General features: G+C 66.4%; 10 protein-coding genes. 6 read left to right on the top strand and 4 right to left on the bottom strand.

Annotation, left to right across the window (positions count from 1 at the left end; all coding sequences use genetic code 11):
- The first annotated feature begins 11 nt into the window (after nucleotides 1–11).
- Together dapB and DSX2_RS02810 are read left to right on the top strand one after the other, a co-directional pair.
- Nucleotides 12–794 carry a 4-hydroxy-tetrahydrodipicolinate reductase gene (dapB, locus tag DSX2_RS02815; protein WP_020879522.1) on the top strand — a complete coding sequence of 261 codons (783 nt, stop codon included), beginning with the start codon at nucleotides 12–14 and terminating at the stop codon, nucleotides 792–794.
- A 176-nt stretch (nucleotides 795–970) separates the two neighbouring features.
- Nucleotides 971–3214: a methyl-accepting chemotaxis protein gene (locus DSX2_RS02810; protein ID WP_020879521.1), complete on the top strand. Its 2244-nt coding sequence runs from the start codon at nucleotides 971–973 to the stop codon at nucleotides 3212–3214.
- Between the two features lie 178 nt (nucleotides 3215–3392).
- On the opposite strand, the gene DSX2_RS02805 is transcribed toward DSX2_RS02810, so the two are convergent.
- The 4 genes from DSX2_RS02805 to DSX2_RS02790 all read right to left on the bottom strand — a co-directional run bounded on the left by DSX2_RS02805 (nucleotide 3393) and on the right by DSX2_RS02790 (nucleotide 9133).
- Entirely contained in the window at nucleotides 3393–5708 is a 2316-nt protein-coding gene (locus DSX2_RS02805; protein ID WP_020879520.1) for a response regulator, read from the bottom strand.
- A gap of 84 nt (nucleotides 5709–5792) precedes the next feature.
- Nucleotides 5793–7265 carry an RtcB family protein gene (locus DSX2_RS02800; protein WP_020879519.1) on the bottom strand — a complete coding sequence of 491 codons (1473 nt, stop codon included), beginning with the start codon at nucleotides 7263–7265 and terminating at the stop codon, nucleotides 5793–5795.
- A gap of 72 nt (nucleotides 7266–7337) precedes the next feature.
- Nucleotides 7338–7769 carry an ACT domain-containing protein gene (locus DSX2_RS02795; protein WP_020879518.1) on the bottom strand — a complete coding sequence of 144 codons (432 nt, stop codon included), beginning with the start codon at nucleotides 7767–7769 and terminating at the stop codon, nucleotides 7338–7340.
- A 53-nt stretch (nucleotides 7770–7822) separates the two neighbouring features.
- Nucleotides 7823–9133, bottom strand: a complete 1311-nt coding sequence (locus DSX2_RS02790; RefSeq protein WP_020879517.1) for a phenylacetate--CoA ligase family protein — start codon at nucleotides 9131–9133, stop codon at nucleotides 7823–7825.
- Between the two features lie 582 nt (nucleotides 9134–9715).
- On the opposite strand from DSX2_RS02790, the gene DSX2_RS02780 reads away from it, so the two are divergent.
- The 4 genes from DSX2_RS02780 to pgl are packed head-to-tail and all read left to right on the top strand — an operon-like array spanning nucleotide 9716 to nucleotide 13702.
- The gene (locus DSX2_RS02780; protein WP_020879515.1) at nucleotides 9716–10468 is read left to right on the top strand and encodes a DUF547 domain-containing protein; all 753 of its coding nucleotides are present in this window, start codon (nucleotides 9716–9718) and stop codon (nucleotides 10466–10468) included.
- A gap of 11 nt (nucleotides 10469–10479) precedes the next feature.
- The gene (gnd, locus tag DSX2_RS02775; protein ID WP_020879514.1) at nucleotides 10480–11397 is read left to right on the top strand and encodes a phosphogluconate dehydrogenase (NAD(+)-dependent, decarboxylating); all 918 of its coding nucleotides are present in this window, start codon (nucleotides 10480–10482) and stop codon (nucleotides 11395–11397) included.
- Nucleotides 11397–12974, top strand: coding sequence for a glucose-6-phosphate dehydrogenase (gene zwf, locus DSX2_RS02770; RefSeq protein WP_020879513.1), 1578 nt, complete (start codon nucleotides 11397–11399; stop codon nucleotides 12972–12974). Before gnd ends, zwf begins: the two co-directional genes overlap by 1 nt.
- The gene (pgl, locus tag DSX2_RS02765) at nucleotides 12971–13702 is read left to right on the top strand and encodes a 6-phosphogluconolactonase (RefSeq protein ID WP_020879512.1); all 732 of its coding nucleotides are present in this window, start codon (nucleotides 12971–12973) and stop codon (nucleotides 13700–13702) included. Before zwf ends, pgl begins: the two co-directional genes overlap by 4 nt.
- The last annotated feature ends 25 nt before the right edge of the window (nucleotides 13703–13727 follow it).

Below are 13727 nucleotides of genomic sequence, written 5' to 3'. Positions count from 1 at the left end.
AGGAGGTCGTCATGAGCGTTCCCGTCATCATCATCCACGGCGCAGCCGGACGCATGGGCCAGACCCTGTGCGCTGCGGCGCAGGCCGATCCCGCCCTCGAACTCGCCGGCGTGGTCGACCGCCCCGGCAACGAGGCCAAACTCGCCGCCTGGGGTTGCCAGATGAGCCACAGCCTGGTCGAAATGCTGGACAAGGTGCCGAACGGCGTGGTCATCGACTTCAGCGCGCCGGAAGCGAGCGTCGCAGTGGCTCGTACCGTGGCCGAGAAGGGCGCCTGCGCGGTCATCGGCACCACGGGCCTCAAGGAAGAGCAGGTCGCCGCGCTGCGCGACGCCGCGAAGAAGGCCCGGATCTTCTGGTCGCCGAACATGAGCGTGGGCGTCAACGTCCTGCTCAAGATCCTGCCCGATCTGGTGCAGAAGCTCGGCCCGGCCTACGACATTGAGCTCACCGAGATCCATCACAACAAGAAGGCCGACGCGCCGAGCGGCACGGCCATCAAGCTCGGCCAGGCCCTGGCCGAGGCGCGTGGCTGGAAACTCGAGGAGAAGGGCAATTTCGCGCGCCACGGCATCATCGGCCCGCGTCCCAAGGAAGAGATCGGCGTGATGACCGTGCGCGGCGGCGACGTGGTCGGCGACCACACAATCTATCTGCTCGGCCCGGGCGAGCGCATCGAGGTCACCCACCGCGCCCATTCCCGCGAGACTTTCGCTCAGGGGGCGCTGCGAGCGGCCAAGTGGCTCGTGGGGCAGAAGCCCGGCAGGCTCTACACCATGGCCGACATCTTCTAGGTCGCGGCGGGGCCTGCCGCCCCGCTTGCCGCAGTGCGGGATCGCGCCGGGAGGAATCCCGGCGCGACTTTTTTTTCTTTCATCTCCGTGGGACACGAGCCAGGCATTATTTTCTGAATGCCAGGCGTTTACAGGGCGCAGGCGAATGCGGATACTGGTTCCCTTAAGGGGGAACCATGAAGAAAGGTCTGTCGTTCAAGCTGCTGCTCCTCGTCGGGGGCGCCCTGACGCTCACCATCGCCTCGGCCCTGACGGTGCTCTATCTTGGGTCGGACGCCTTTTCCCGCCGCGAGGTCTCGCAACTGCGCGAAGACATGGTGCAGCGCGAACGCGAGTGCCTGCGCGACCATGTGCAGCTCGCCTACACGGCGGTGCAGGGATACTACGAACGTTCGCAGGATATCGCGCGGCTCAAGGAATACAAGGCGGCGGACTTGAGGCGCGTCGTGGACGCGGTCGTCTCCCAGGCCGAGGCCTTCTACCGTGCCAACAAGGGCGTCATGCCCCGGGAGGAGATCGAGCAGGCCATCAAGGCCATGGTCGCGGGCGTGCGCTTCGACGACGGCAACTACGTCTGGATCAACGACACGCGGCCGGTCATGGTCATGCATCCCATCAAGCCCGACCTGGACGGCAAGGACCTCTCGGGCTTCGCGGACAAGAACGGCACCAAGCTCTTCATGAAGATGGTCGAGGCAGTGCGGAAGGACGGCTCGGGCGTCGTGGACTACATGTGGCCCAAGCCCGGGGAGACCCAGGAGAAGCTCAAGGTTTCCTACGTGAAGCTGATGCCCGAGCTCGGCTGGATCTTCGGCTCCGGCGCCTGGGTCGAGGACATCGAGTCCGCCATGAAGGCAGAGGCCCTGCGCGAGGTCGGCAGGATGCGCCTCACGGACGGCAACTATTTCTTCGTCACCGACCTCGAGCCGCGTATGGTCATGCACCCCTTGTCGCCCGAGCTCGACGGGAAATCCCTCAAGGACTTCAAGGACAAGAAGGGCGACCTGCTCTTCGTGGAAATGGCCAAAAAGGCCGCCGAGGACGGCTCGGGCTACGTTGAATACCTCTGGGGCAAGCCGGGCCAGGACGGGGACTTCCCCAAGCTCTCCTTCGTCAAGCTCTTCAAGCCCTGGGGCTGGGTCATCGGCACGGGCGTCTACGTGGACGACATCGACGCGCAGCTCGCGCGCCAGCGCGAGAAGTTCACCGCAGCCCTGGGAGTCATGACCCGCGAGGCCGCGTATGCCTCCCTGGCCGTGCTTGTCCTGACCCTGGTCGTGGTGGTGCTCTACTTCCGGCGTAACCTGAGCGCGCCTCTGCAGGGGCTCGTGAACTTCGCCTCGCGTGTCGCGGCGGGCGACCTCGAGGCAAGGCCCACGGGACGATACGGCGACGAGATGCTCGTGCTCAAGGACTCCATCGCCTCCATGGTCGGGTCGCTCGAAAGGAGCCTCTCCGAGGCCAACGAGAAGACGCACCGGGCCGACAAGGAGGCCGAGCGTGCCCGCGAAAGCATGCAGGCTGCGGAAGAGGCACGGAGCGCCGCGGAAAACGCCAGGCGCGAGGGAATGCTCGAGGCGGCCGGAATGCTCGACGAACTGGTCGAGCGGCTGGTGGTGGCCTCGCGCGACCTCGAATCCGTGGCCCGCGTCTCGCGTGAGGGCGCGCAACGCCAGCACGACCGCACTGTCGAGACGGCCACGGCCATGGAAGAGATGAACGCCACGGTCCTCGAGGTGGCGGGCAACGCCTCGAGCGCGGCCGAGAACTCGGATCAGGCCCGCGACAAGGCCCTCAAGGGCAGCTCGGTCGTGGCCGACGCCGTGGCCGCCATAGCCAAGGTGGAGGAGCATGCCGCGGGGCTCTCGAGGATCATGGACGACCTCGGCTCCCAGGCGGAGGGCATCGGCCGCATCATCACGGTCATCGAGGACATCGCGGACCAGACCAACCTGCTCGCCCTGAACGCGGCCATCGAGGCCGCCCGAGCCGGCGATGCCGGACGGGGATTCGCCGTGGTGGCCGACGAGGTGCGCAAGCTCGCCGAGAAGACCATGGTCGCCACCAAGGAGGTCGTCGGGGCCATCCAGAGCATCCAGAACGGCACCCGGGCGAGCCTCGTCGCCGTGAAGTCCGCCTCGGAAGCCGTGGCCAGCAGCACCGGCCTGGCGCAGGAGTCGGGCAAGGCCCTGTCCGAGATCGTCACCTTCGTCGACGACTCCGCAGACCGGGTGCGCTCCATCGCCACGGCCAGCGAAGAGCAGTCCGCGGCCAGCGAAGAGATCAACCGCGCCGTCGAGGACATCCGCTCCATATCCTCCCAGACCGCATCGCAGATGGAGGATGCCGAACAGGCCGTGTCCGCCCTGAAGGACTTGGCCGAAAGCCTGCAGCGGGTCATCGCCCGCATGCGCACCTGATGAAGCTGTCCGCGCGATAGATGAATGGATCAGATGAAGCGTGCCTTGTGGAGCGCGCCGCACGGCCGGGAGAGTGGAACGCTTTCCCGGCCGCCGCGTTTGCAGCGGCGGCAGGGGAGATGGTCCGAAAGGGGCGGTGGAAAGGCCGAGCGGGGACGGTGGGCGGAGAGGGAGGCTGCTAGGGCGCGCTCACGAAGGCCTGCATGAACTCCAGGAGTCGGTCCATCTCCGTTTTCAACGACTGATGGTAGCGGCGGCAGGCTTCGATGTCGCCCGACTTGGCCGCCAGGTCGAGGGCCGCGGCCTGCTCCCTGGCTGCTCCCGCGCCGAGCGTGGAGGTCGCTCCCTTGAGGGAATGGGCCAGAAAGCTGATGCGCTTGAGATTCCCCTCCTTCACCGCCTCCTCGAGCGCTCTGAGGCGCGCGGGCTCTTCGCGCACGAAGACGTCGAACATGCGTTTGAGGAAATCGTGCCGCGTGGTGGACATCTTCTCGAACCACGCCTTGTCCATGACCTCCATGACGTCCGGAATCTTGGGGGCGTCCACCGGGGCTTGGGCAGGCGCCTCGGTGGCCTCGGGCGGGGTGCCGCCGCGCCTGAGGGCGCGGACCATGGCCGCGTGGACCTCCTCCGTGTTCATGGGCTTGGAGACGTAGTCGTCCATGCCCGCTTCCAGGAAGCGCTCGCGGTCCCCCTGCATGGCGTGGGCGGTCATGGCGATGATCGGGACCCTGGGGTTTCTCGCCTTTCCTTCTCCATTGCGCACGAGCCTGGTCACCTCCAGGCCGTCCATGTCCGGCATCTGGATGTCCATGAAGACCACGTCGAAATCCGAGCTCGCGAGCAGAGCGATGGCCGTGCGTCCGTTGTTTACCGGCACGACGGTGTGCCCAGCCTGCTGCAGGATCTCCGTGGCGTAGATCTGGTTCACGGCGTTGTCCTCCACCAGCAGAACCCGGACCGGCTTCAGCTCGGTCGTGTCCGGCATTTTGTCGTCCGTCAGGGGAGGGGGGGCGGAGAGGGGGCTCGCGACGCTCAGCATGGCCGTGAATACGAAGGTGCTTCCCTCGCCGCGCACGGAGCTCACGCGGATGTCTCCGTCCATGAGATGCACGAGCTGCTTGGAGATGGACAGGCCGAGACCCGTGCCCGCCTCGGGCCGCTCACGGCCGTTGTCGAGTTGCGAGAAGGAGTCGAAGATGAGCCCCTGCTTGTCCGCGGGGATGCCGACACCCGAGTCCCGCACGGAGAATTCCAGGCGCACTGCGGTTCCCGGTTCGAGGTCTTCCGGAAGGCCGTGTTCTGGCTCCACCAGACGGACGGAGAGGACCACTTCCCCGTGGTCCGTGAACTTGATGGCGTTGGAGAGCAGGTTGTTGATGACCTGGCGCAGCCGACCGGCGTCGCCTACCAGATGGCGGGGCACGAAGCCCTCGACCCGGCTGATGAGCTTCAGCCCCTTCTTCCGCGAAAGGTTCTTGAAGATCTGGATGGAGAGGTCGAGCGTGCGGTAGAGGTCGAAGGGCTTTTTCTCGAGCTCCAGCCGTCCGGCCTCTATCTTGGAGAAATCGAGGATGTCGTTCAGGATCGAGAGCAGCGAGTTGGCCGATTGGCGGACCATTTCCAGGTATTCCCGCTGCTGCGGCGTCAGCGTGGTGGCCAGGGCCAGCTCGGTCATGCCCACGACGCCGGTCATGGGGGTGCGCACCTCGTGGCTCATCTTGGCCAGGAAGTCGCTTTTGGCCCGGTTGGCCGTCTCCGCGTCCTCCTTGGCCTTGGCCAGCTCCATCTCCATGTGCTTGCGCCCGGTGATGTCGCGCAGGGAGGCGAGGTAGGCCAGCATGCCGTCCCACTCGATCTCCACGACGCGCATCTCCACGACCTTGGTGCCGTGCTGCGTCAGGATGTCGAGTTCGGTGGACTCGCCGTCCGTGACCGGGAAGCCGAAGTTCTGCCCCACCAGTTCCTCGGCCTTCAGGCCGAAGATGTCCTCGGCCGCCGGGTTGGCGAAGAGGAGGCGCCCGTCGCTGTCCATGATCAGGATGCCGTCGGCGTTGTGGGCGATGATCTTCTCGACCCAGTGGTCGCTGTTGCCGAAGACGCCGTCGATGCGCCCCTTCTCGGCGCGCGAGAGGATGAGGTGGATGGAGCGCAGGAGCTCAGTCGGCATGGATTCGTCCTTGGCGATGACCTGGGTCACGCCCATGGAGCGGGCCAGCGCCGAGATGCGCTCGTCGCCCGGTGCCGCGAGGACCAGGACCGGCAGGGCCGGGGGCAGGGCGAAGAGCCGCTGCAGCAGGGCGGTGGCTTCGGAAAAATCGAGAGGCAGGCCGACGACGAGGGCGACATAAGGCTGTTTCGGGGCCGTGGCGAAGCACTGCTCGAGCCCCTCGACATGGCGCAGCCGCAGCCCTTCCACGGATTTGAGCGCCGTGGTCGCGGTTGCGGCGACCTTTGTGTCGGGTTCGACGAAGAGGATCGAGCGGGATGGCATTTTTGCGGCGTCTCCGGATAGGCCTTCAGTGTTAGTCTCGAATCGTCCGTTTTGCAATGCCGGTATGAAAAAACTCCGTTCTTTCTACCCCTTCACGCAACACAGGGGACGCAGCCTGGCCACGGCTGCGGCGAGACCTGCCCCGGTAGTGGCCCGGATCACCGCCTCGATGTCCTTGTAGGCGCCCGGGGCCTCCTCGGCCACGCCGGAGAGCGAGCCGCTGCGCACCACGATGCCTCGGCTGCGCAGGGAGGAGACCACGTCCTTTCCCTTGAAGCCGGCCCTGGCCTGGCCGCGCGACATGAGACGGCCCGCGCCGTGGCAGGCGGAGCCCCAGGAGAGGGCCAGCGCCCCCGGAATGCCCGCCAGTACGTAGGACGCCGTGCCCATGCTGCCGCCCACGGGAATGGGCTGGCCGTGGGGCGCAAGCTCGGGCGGCAGGCTCGGATGGCCTGGCGGGAAGGCCCTGGTGGCTCCCTTGCGGTGCACCCAGAGGCGCATGGAACGGCCGTCGACCATGTGCTCCTCGACCTTGCAGGTGTTGTGGCTGACGTCCCAGAGAAGCGGCATCGCTCCCACCCTCCGGAAGAGTCCCTGGACCACGTTGCGCACGCGCTGGCCGATGATCTGGCGGTTGGCCATGGCGAAGTTGGCCGCGGCCTGCATGGCCCCGAAATAGGCCTGACCGAGCTCGGATCCGATGGGCGCGCAGGCCAGGTTCCTGTCCGCGAGCACGAGGCCGTGCTCCGGCGCCTGGGCGTTCATGCGCGCCACGAAGTCCGTGGCCACCTGATGCCCCAGGCCGCGCGAGCCGCAGTGGATGCTGACCACCACCCGGCCCCGGCGCAGCCCGAAACCGTCCGCCAGCTTTTCGTCCAAGACCTCCTCCACCTCCTGCACCTCGAGGTAGTGGTTGCCCGAGCCGAGCGTGCCGAGCTGGCCTCGTCCCCGCTTCAATGCCTCGGCCGAGACCTGGGCCGGATCGGCGTCGCGAAGCGTTCCCCGCTCCTCGATGCGCAGAAGGTCCTCTTCGCTCCCATGCCCTGCCCGTACGGCGTATGCCGCGCCCTCGGCCAGGGCATCGTGCAAGGACTGCGGCCCCGAGGGCCCGGCGCTGCTTCCTACGCCCGAAGGCACGGCGGCATAGAGCGCCTCGGCCAGTTCCGCGAGGCGCGGCGTGATGTCCTCGGCCGCAAGATCCGTGAGGTGGGTGCGCACCCCGCAGGCCATGTCGAAGCCCACGCCGCCTGCCGAGATCACGCCGTCTTTCGGGCGGAAGGCGGCCACGCCGCCGATGGGAAATCCGTAGCCGGAATGGGCGTCGGGCATGGCGCAGACGCGCCCGGCCAGGCCTGGCATGCAGGCCACGTTGTAGAGCTGGGTCAGGGTCTGGGGGTCGAGGCGGTCTGCGATTTCCGGGCCTCCGAAGACCACTGCCTCGGCGCGCATGGGCATGGAGGCCCCGGGCGGCAGATCGAGCCGCCATTGGAAGGCGGACATCCGGGTAAGAGAAAGGGCGAGGGGAGGGGATTTGGGGGCCACGGTCTTTTTTTTCATAGCTGCGGCTCCCTGCCGCGGCGCCTCCTTCTGAGAGGCGCCGCGGCGCGCGGCTTTCGGATCGGAAGGAGCCTACATGGCGTAGAGCTTGTCGCCCGGGATGATGGGAATCCCGTTCTGCTGCAGGATCTCGATGGCCTGGTCGATGCGGTCGAAGCGGAAGATGATGACCGCGTTCTTTCCGCTCTGCTGCACGAAGGCGTACATGTATTCCACGTTCACGTTGTGCTTGCCGAGCATTTCGAGCAGGCGATGCAGCCCGCCGGGGGTGTCGTCCACCACCACGGCGACCACGGAGGTGCGGCCCACGGTGAAGCCGTTCTCCTTGAGCTTGGCGCGGGCCTTCTCGAAGTCGCTGACGATCAGCCGCAGGATGCCGAAATCCGAGGTGTCCGCCAGGGACAAGGCGCGGATGTTGATGCCGTTGTCGCTTAAGACCTTGGTCACCTCGGCCAGGCGCCCGGCCCTGTTTTCCAGGAAGATGGAGAGTTGATCGACCTTCATAGCGTCCTCGCTTTCATGTTGCCGCGGGGCGTGTGTCGCCGCCGTGCCTGACGTCAGTTCTTGCAGTCCTTGCGTTTGTCCAGGATGCGTTTGGCCTTGCCTTCGCTGCGCGCTATGCCCTTGGGCTCCACCAGCTTCACCTTCGCCGAGACGCCCAGGAATTCCTTGATGTTCTTTTGTATCTGCTGTTCCAGGCGTTGTAAATTCTTGATCTCGTCGGAGAAGAGCTTCTCGTCCACCTCCACCTGCACCTCCAGGGTGTCCAGGGGGCCGTCGCGATCGACGATGAGCAGGTAGTGCGGGGTGAGGCCCTGGGTTTCGAGCAGGATGGATTCGATCTGGGAGGGGAAGACGTTGACGCCGCGGATGATGAGCATGTCGTCGGAGCGGCCCATGATCCGGCTCATGCGCGCGAAGGTGCGGCCGCACGTGCAGGGCTCGAAGGAGAGCGAGGTCAGGTCGCGCGTGCGGTAGCGGATGAGCGGGATGCCTTCCTTGGTCAGGGTGGTGATGACCAGTTCGCCCACGCTGCCTTCAGGCAGGCTCTCGCCGGTCAGCGGGTCGATGATCTCGCAGAAGAAGTGGTCCTCCTGCATGTGCAGGCCGTTTTGGGCCTCCACGCATTCGATGCCCACGCCGGGGCCCATGATCTCCGAGAGGCCGTAGATGTCCAGGGCCTTGATGCCCAGCTTGCCCTCGATGTCGCGGCGCATCTCGTCGGTCCAGGGCTCGGCCCCGAAGATGCCGATGCGCAGGGGCAGCTTCTTGATGTCGATGCCGACCTCGAGGGCCGCCTCGTGCAGGTGAAGGGCGTAGGAGGGGGTGCAGCAGATGACGTCGGAGGCGAAGTCGCGCAGGAGCATTGCCTGGCGCTTGGTGCCGCCGCCCGAGACCGGGACGACCGTGGCGCCCAGGCGCTCGACGCCGTAGTGCGCGCCCAGGCCTCCTGTGAACAGCCCGTAGCCGTATGCGTTGTGGATGGTGTCGCCGCGCTTGGCCCCGGCCGTCATGAAGCAGCGGGCCATGCACTCTGCCCAGGTCTCGATGTCGCGCTGCGTGTAGCCCACGACCGTGGCCTTGCCCGTGGTGCCGGAGGAGGCGTGCAGGCGCACGATGTTCTCCCTGGGCACGGCGAAAAGGCCGAATGGGTAGTGGTTGCGCAGGTCCTGCTTCTCGGTGAAGGGCAGCAGGCTCAGATCCTTCAAGGTCTTGACGTCGCTCGGCTTGATTCCCAGCTCGTCGAATTTCTTGCGATAGAAGGGGACCGTGGCGTAGACGCGCTCGACCTGCGTCTTGAGCCGCACGAGCTGCAGCTCCCGCAGCTCCTCGCGCGGCATGGTCTCCTTTTTGATGTCGAAGATCATGATTCCTGCCTCCTTGCCGTATGCATGGCCGTTCGAACGCTTCGGCACGCCTGCCGGACGCTTGGCGATGTTCCTGTGGAAGGTGGCGGGCCCGTCCTCGGACGCATGCGACCTGTCGGCCGCGAATCGGGCTCGACCGCTGCTGTTCAAGTGCCTGAAGCGGGAGGGACGCGTCAATAGCTTTCCCCCTCCCCGCCTTCTGCCGTGCGCCAGGCCGGGGGCCTTTGCATCGCTCCCGGCGGGGCAGGGGGGTTGCGCACGCCGTGGAAAAAGATCATACAATCGTCGGTAAGTCCCTTGCCGCGCCTTTTCCCGGCGTCAGCCCGGCCCTGGCCGCTAACCTTGCAGGGAGTCAGGAGTTTGAGCAGGAGAGAGCCCATGCCCAGCCCGTGTCGCGCCGCCTTCCGCTCCCCGTTTCCGGGGATGGCGCGAGCCATGGCCATGGCTCTTGTCCTGGCCCTGGGCCTTCTCGCTGCGCCCGCCGTGCAGGCCCGGACAGAACAGACAGGGCAGGAGGGACAGGGCGCCCGGCCGTCCGATGCGGCTCCTCCTTCGCCTGCTGCCCCGTCCCCGGCGGCCTCTGTGAATGAACACGCCCCCGAGGCCTCGGCGGCGACTGGGAAAGAGGCGGTCCAGCCTGCTCCGCGAATCGACGACACGCTCTATGCCGGGCTGCTCGCGCGCAACGTCAGCCACGGACTGGTGGACTACCCGGGACTGCTGCGGGAGGAGAAGACGCTCGACACCTATCTGGACGCCCTGGCCCGGGTGAATCCGGAAGCCCTCGACCGGGCCGGACAGATGGCCTACTGGATCAACGCCTACAATGCCTGGACCCTGAAGCTCGTCCTGGACCACTATCCCGTTTCTTCCATCAAGAAGATCGGACCGTTCTGGTCCACGCCGTGGAAGATCGAGTTCGTGCGCATCAGGGGAAACGGCGGCAAGGAGCGCACGGTGGCGCTCGACTACATCGAGCACAGCATCCTGCGACCCAGGTTCAAGGACCCGCGCGTCCACTTCGCGGTCAACTGCGCGTCGAGGAGTTGCCCTCCGCTCAGGGCGGAGCCCTACGAGCCGGACCGCCTGGACGAGCAGCTCGACGATCAGGCCTCACGCTTCCTCAATTCGCCGGACGGCGCCCGGCTCGTGGACGACGAGCTGTACGTCTCGAAGATATTCGATTGGTTCGGCGGGGATTTCGGCGGCGAGGAGGGAGTGCTCGGGTTCGTGCGGCGCTACGCGCAAGGAGATTTCCGGACGAGACTTATAGCTCTGGGCGAAAAAGTCCGTCTGCGGTATATGGACTACGATTGGTCCCTCAACAGCAAATAAGGGAGACACGTATGCGCATCGGCATGATCGGTCTTGGACGCATGGGTTTGAACATGGCCCGCCGTCTGCTCAGGAACGGCATCGAGGTGGCGGCCTACAACCGCAGCCCCGAAAAGACGAAAGAGCTGGCCGCTGACGACGGCGCGGTGGCCTGTTTCTCCCTCAAGGAACTCGTCGAGGCGCTGCCCGCGCCGAGGGTCCTTTGGGTGATGCTGCCCGCGGGCAAGGTGGTGGACGAGCATCTGGACGAGCTCTTTCCGCTGCTCTCGCCCAAGGATCTGGTCATCGACGGCGGCAACTCCTGGTACAAGGACGACATCCGCCATGCGTCCAAGGCCGCCGACCTCGGCCTGCGCTACATGGACGTGGGCACGAGCGGCGGCATCTGGGGCCTCGAGAAGGGCTACTGCCTGATGGCCGGCGGCGGCGAAGACTCCTTCGCCCTGGTCGAGCCCGCCCTCAAGGTGCTCGCGCCCAAGGACGGCTACATGCACTGCGGTCCCGTGGGCTCGGGCCATTTCGTGAAGATGGTCCACAACGGCATCGAATACGGCATGATGCAGGCCTATGCCGAGGGATTCAGCATCATCGAGCGTTCACCCTTCGGCGAGGGGCTCGACTATTCCGCGCTTTCCCATCTCTGGAACCAGGGCAGCGTGATCCGCTCCTGGCTGCTCGAACTGGCCGAGCAGGCTTTTGCCGACGACTCCCGCCTGACGTCCATTAGGGGCTACGTGGAGGACTCGGGCGAGGGACGCTGGACCGTGCAGCAGGCCGTGGAGAGCGGCGCCAGCGCGCCGGTCATCACCCTGGCGCTCATGGAGCGCTTCCGCTCGCGTGATGAGGACGCCTTTGGCGACCGTGTTCTGGCCGCCTTGCGCCACGCGTTCGGCGGCCATGCCGTGAAGCACAGCGGGGAGGGCGAGTGATGGCTGCGAAGACGGAGGACTTCTGGACGCACATACAGGCCGAGGTGATGGACAAGGCAAAAGGGGCCTCCGGGGAAGCGACCAGCTGCGGCATCGAGCACGCCGAGAATCCCTGCGCCATCGTCATCTTCGGGGCCACGGGCGACCTCACGGCGCGCATGCTCCTGCCCGCCATGTGTCGACTGATGCGCTATGGCGCCATGCCGGACAACTTCGCGATCATCGGCGCGAGCCGCACCGAGCTTTCGAGCGAGGCCTTCCGCGAGCGCATGCGCGGGGCGCTTACCGAGGAGGGGCAGGAGTACGAATACCTCGAGACCTTCGGCGATCTCGCCAAACGCCTCTTCTACTGTCATGTGCAGTTCGACGACCCGTCCTCGTTCAAGGGATTGGCCGACTGTCTGCAGGAGAAGGACAAGGAGTTCGGCCTGGGAGGCAATCGCGTCTTCTACCTGGCCGTGCCGCCCGAGGCCTACGAGGACATCTCGAGGGGACTCGGCGAGGCCGGTCTTTCGCGCTCCGAGGGCAACGGGAGCTTCGCGCGCATGGTCGTGGAAAAACCCTTCGGCCATGATCTGGCCTCGGCCCAGAAGCTCGACCGGGTCCTGCACAAGTCCTTCGACGAGGACCAGATATTCCGCATCGACCACTACCTGGCCAAGGAGACGGTCCAGAACATCATGATCTTCCGGTTCGCCAACTCGATCTTCGAGCCCATGTGGAACCGGGACTTCATCGAGTCCGTGCGCATCACCGCCGTGGAGAGCCTCGGCGTGGAGCACCGGGCCGGCTACTACGACCACGCGGGCGTGTTGCGCGACATGTTCCAGAACCACATGATGCAGCTCCTCTCCCTCTCGGCCATGGAGCCGCCCTCGGCCTTCGAGGGCAACATGATCCGGGACGAGAAGTCCAAGGTCTTCCGCTCGCTCAGGCCCTTCTCCGAGGAGACCCTGGCCCGCCATCTCGTGCTCGGGCAGTACACCTCCGGCTCCATCGAGGGGCACAAGGTGCCCGCCTATCTCGACGAGCCCGGCGTGGCGGCCGATTCCAGGACCCCGACCTTCGCGGCCATGAAGGTCTTCATCGACAACTGGCGCTGGCACGGCGTGCCCTTCTACGTGACCTCGGGAAAGAGGCTCGCGGCAAAACGCACCGAGATAGTGGTCAAGTTCCGGGAGGTGCCGTGCTCCATGTTCGGCCGTCAACTCGGCGACCAGATCTCGGGCAACACCCTGACGCTGGGCATCCAGCCGCGCGAGGAGATAAGCCTGACGTTCCAGACCAAGATGCCCGGCCCCAAGGTCTGCCTGCGCTCCGTGCTCATGAACTTCGACTACAACCAGGGCGTCACCGGGCCCTTCCTCGAGGCCTACGACAAGGTTCTGCTCGACTGCATGCTCGGCGACCATACGCTGTTCTGGCGCCAGGACGGGGTCAACCTCTGCTGGAGCTTCCTGGCGCCGGCGCTCGAGGCCGCTGACTCCGCGCGCAAGGACGACCTCCTTTCCTTCTACCGCGCCGGTTCCTGGGGACCGCAGGAGGTCCGCAGGCTCATGGAGGGAGCGAAGGGATGATGCGCCATCTGGACATGTGCGAGTCGCGCGAGGAGTTCGTCTTCACCGCCGCGCAGGTGGTGCACGAGGCGGCCCGGGATGCCGTCGCAAAGCGAGGACGTTTTCTCCTCGCCCTTTCCGGCGGAAGCACCCCGGGCCCGCTTTACGAGGAACTGGCGCGCGGCGAATTCCGCATGCCCTGGGAGAAGACCCACGTCTTCTTCAGCGACGAGCGGGCCGTGCCGCCCGACGACGCGCGAAGCAACTTCCACATGGCGCGCGAGAGCCTGCTCGACCGCGTGCCCTTGCCCGAGGGGCACGTGCACCGCATCAAGGGCGAGCTCGGGGCCGCGGCCGCGGCCGATGCCTACGAGGCGGAGGTCCGCGAGGTGGTGGCTGCGCCGGGGGAGCAGGGGAGCCTCGTCCCTGAAGCCGTTTTCGACCTCGTGCTGCTCGGTATGGGGCCGGACGGCCACACGGCGTCCCTCTTCCCCGGCGCGCCCACCCTCGGCGAGGAGGCGCGCTGCTTCGTGGCCGCGCCCGTGCCCGCGCTCGAACCGCACGTGGAGCGCGTGACCATGACCCTGCCATGCATCGCCTCGGCGCGGCGCGTGGCCGTGCTCACCGGAGCCAAGGGCAAGCGCGAGGCGCTGGAGGCCGTGCTCGGGGGCGCTCCGGGCGCAGCCGAGCGCTACCCGGTCGCGCGCGTGTCCGCGGCCGAGCGTCTCTACTGGATCGTTCGTCCCTAGAAAGACTGAGGAGTGGAGCGAAGAC

Source organism: Desulfovibrio sp. X2, assembly GCF_000422205.1.
Lineage (GTDB): Bacteria > Desulfobacterota > Desulfovibrionia > Desulfovibrionales > Desulfovibrionaceae > Alkalidesulfovibrio.
Note: the sequence above shows the minus strand (reverse complement) of the source record. Positions and strands in the feature narration are given on the sequence as shown.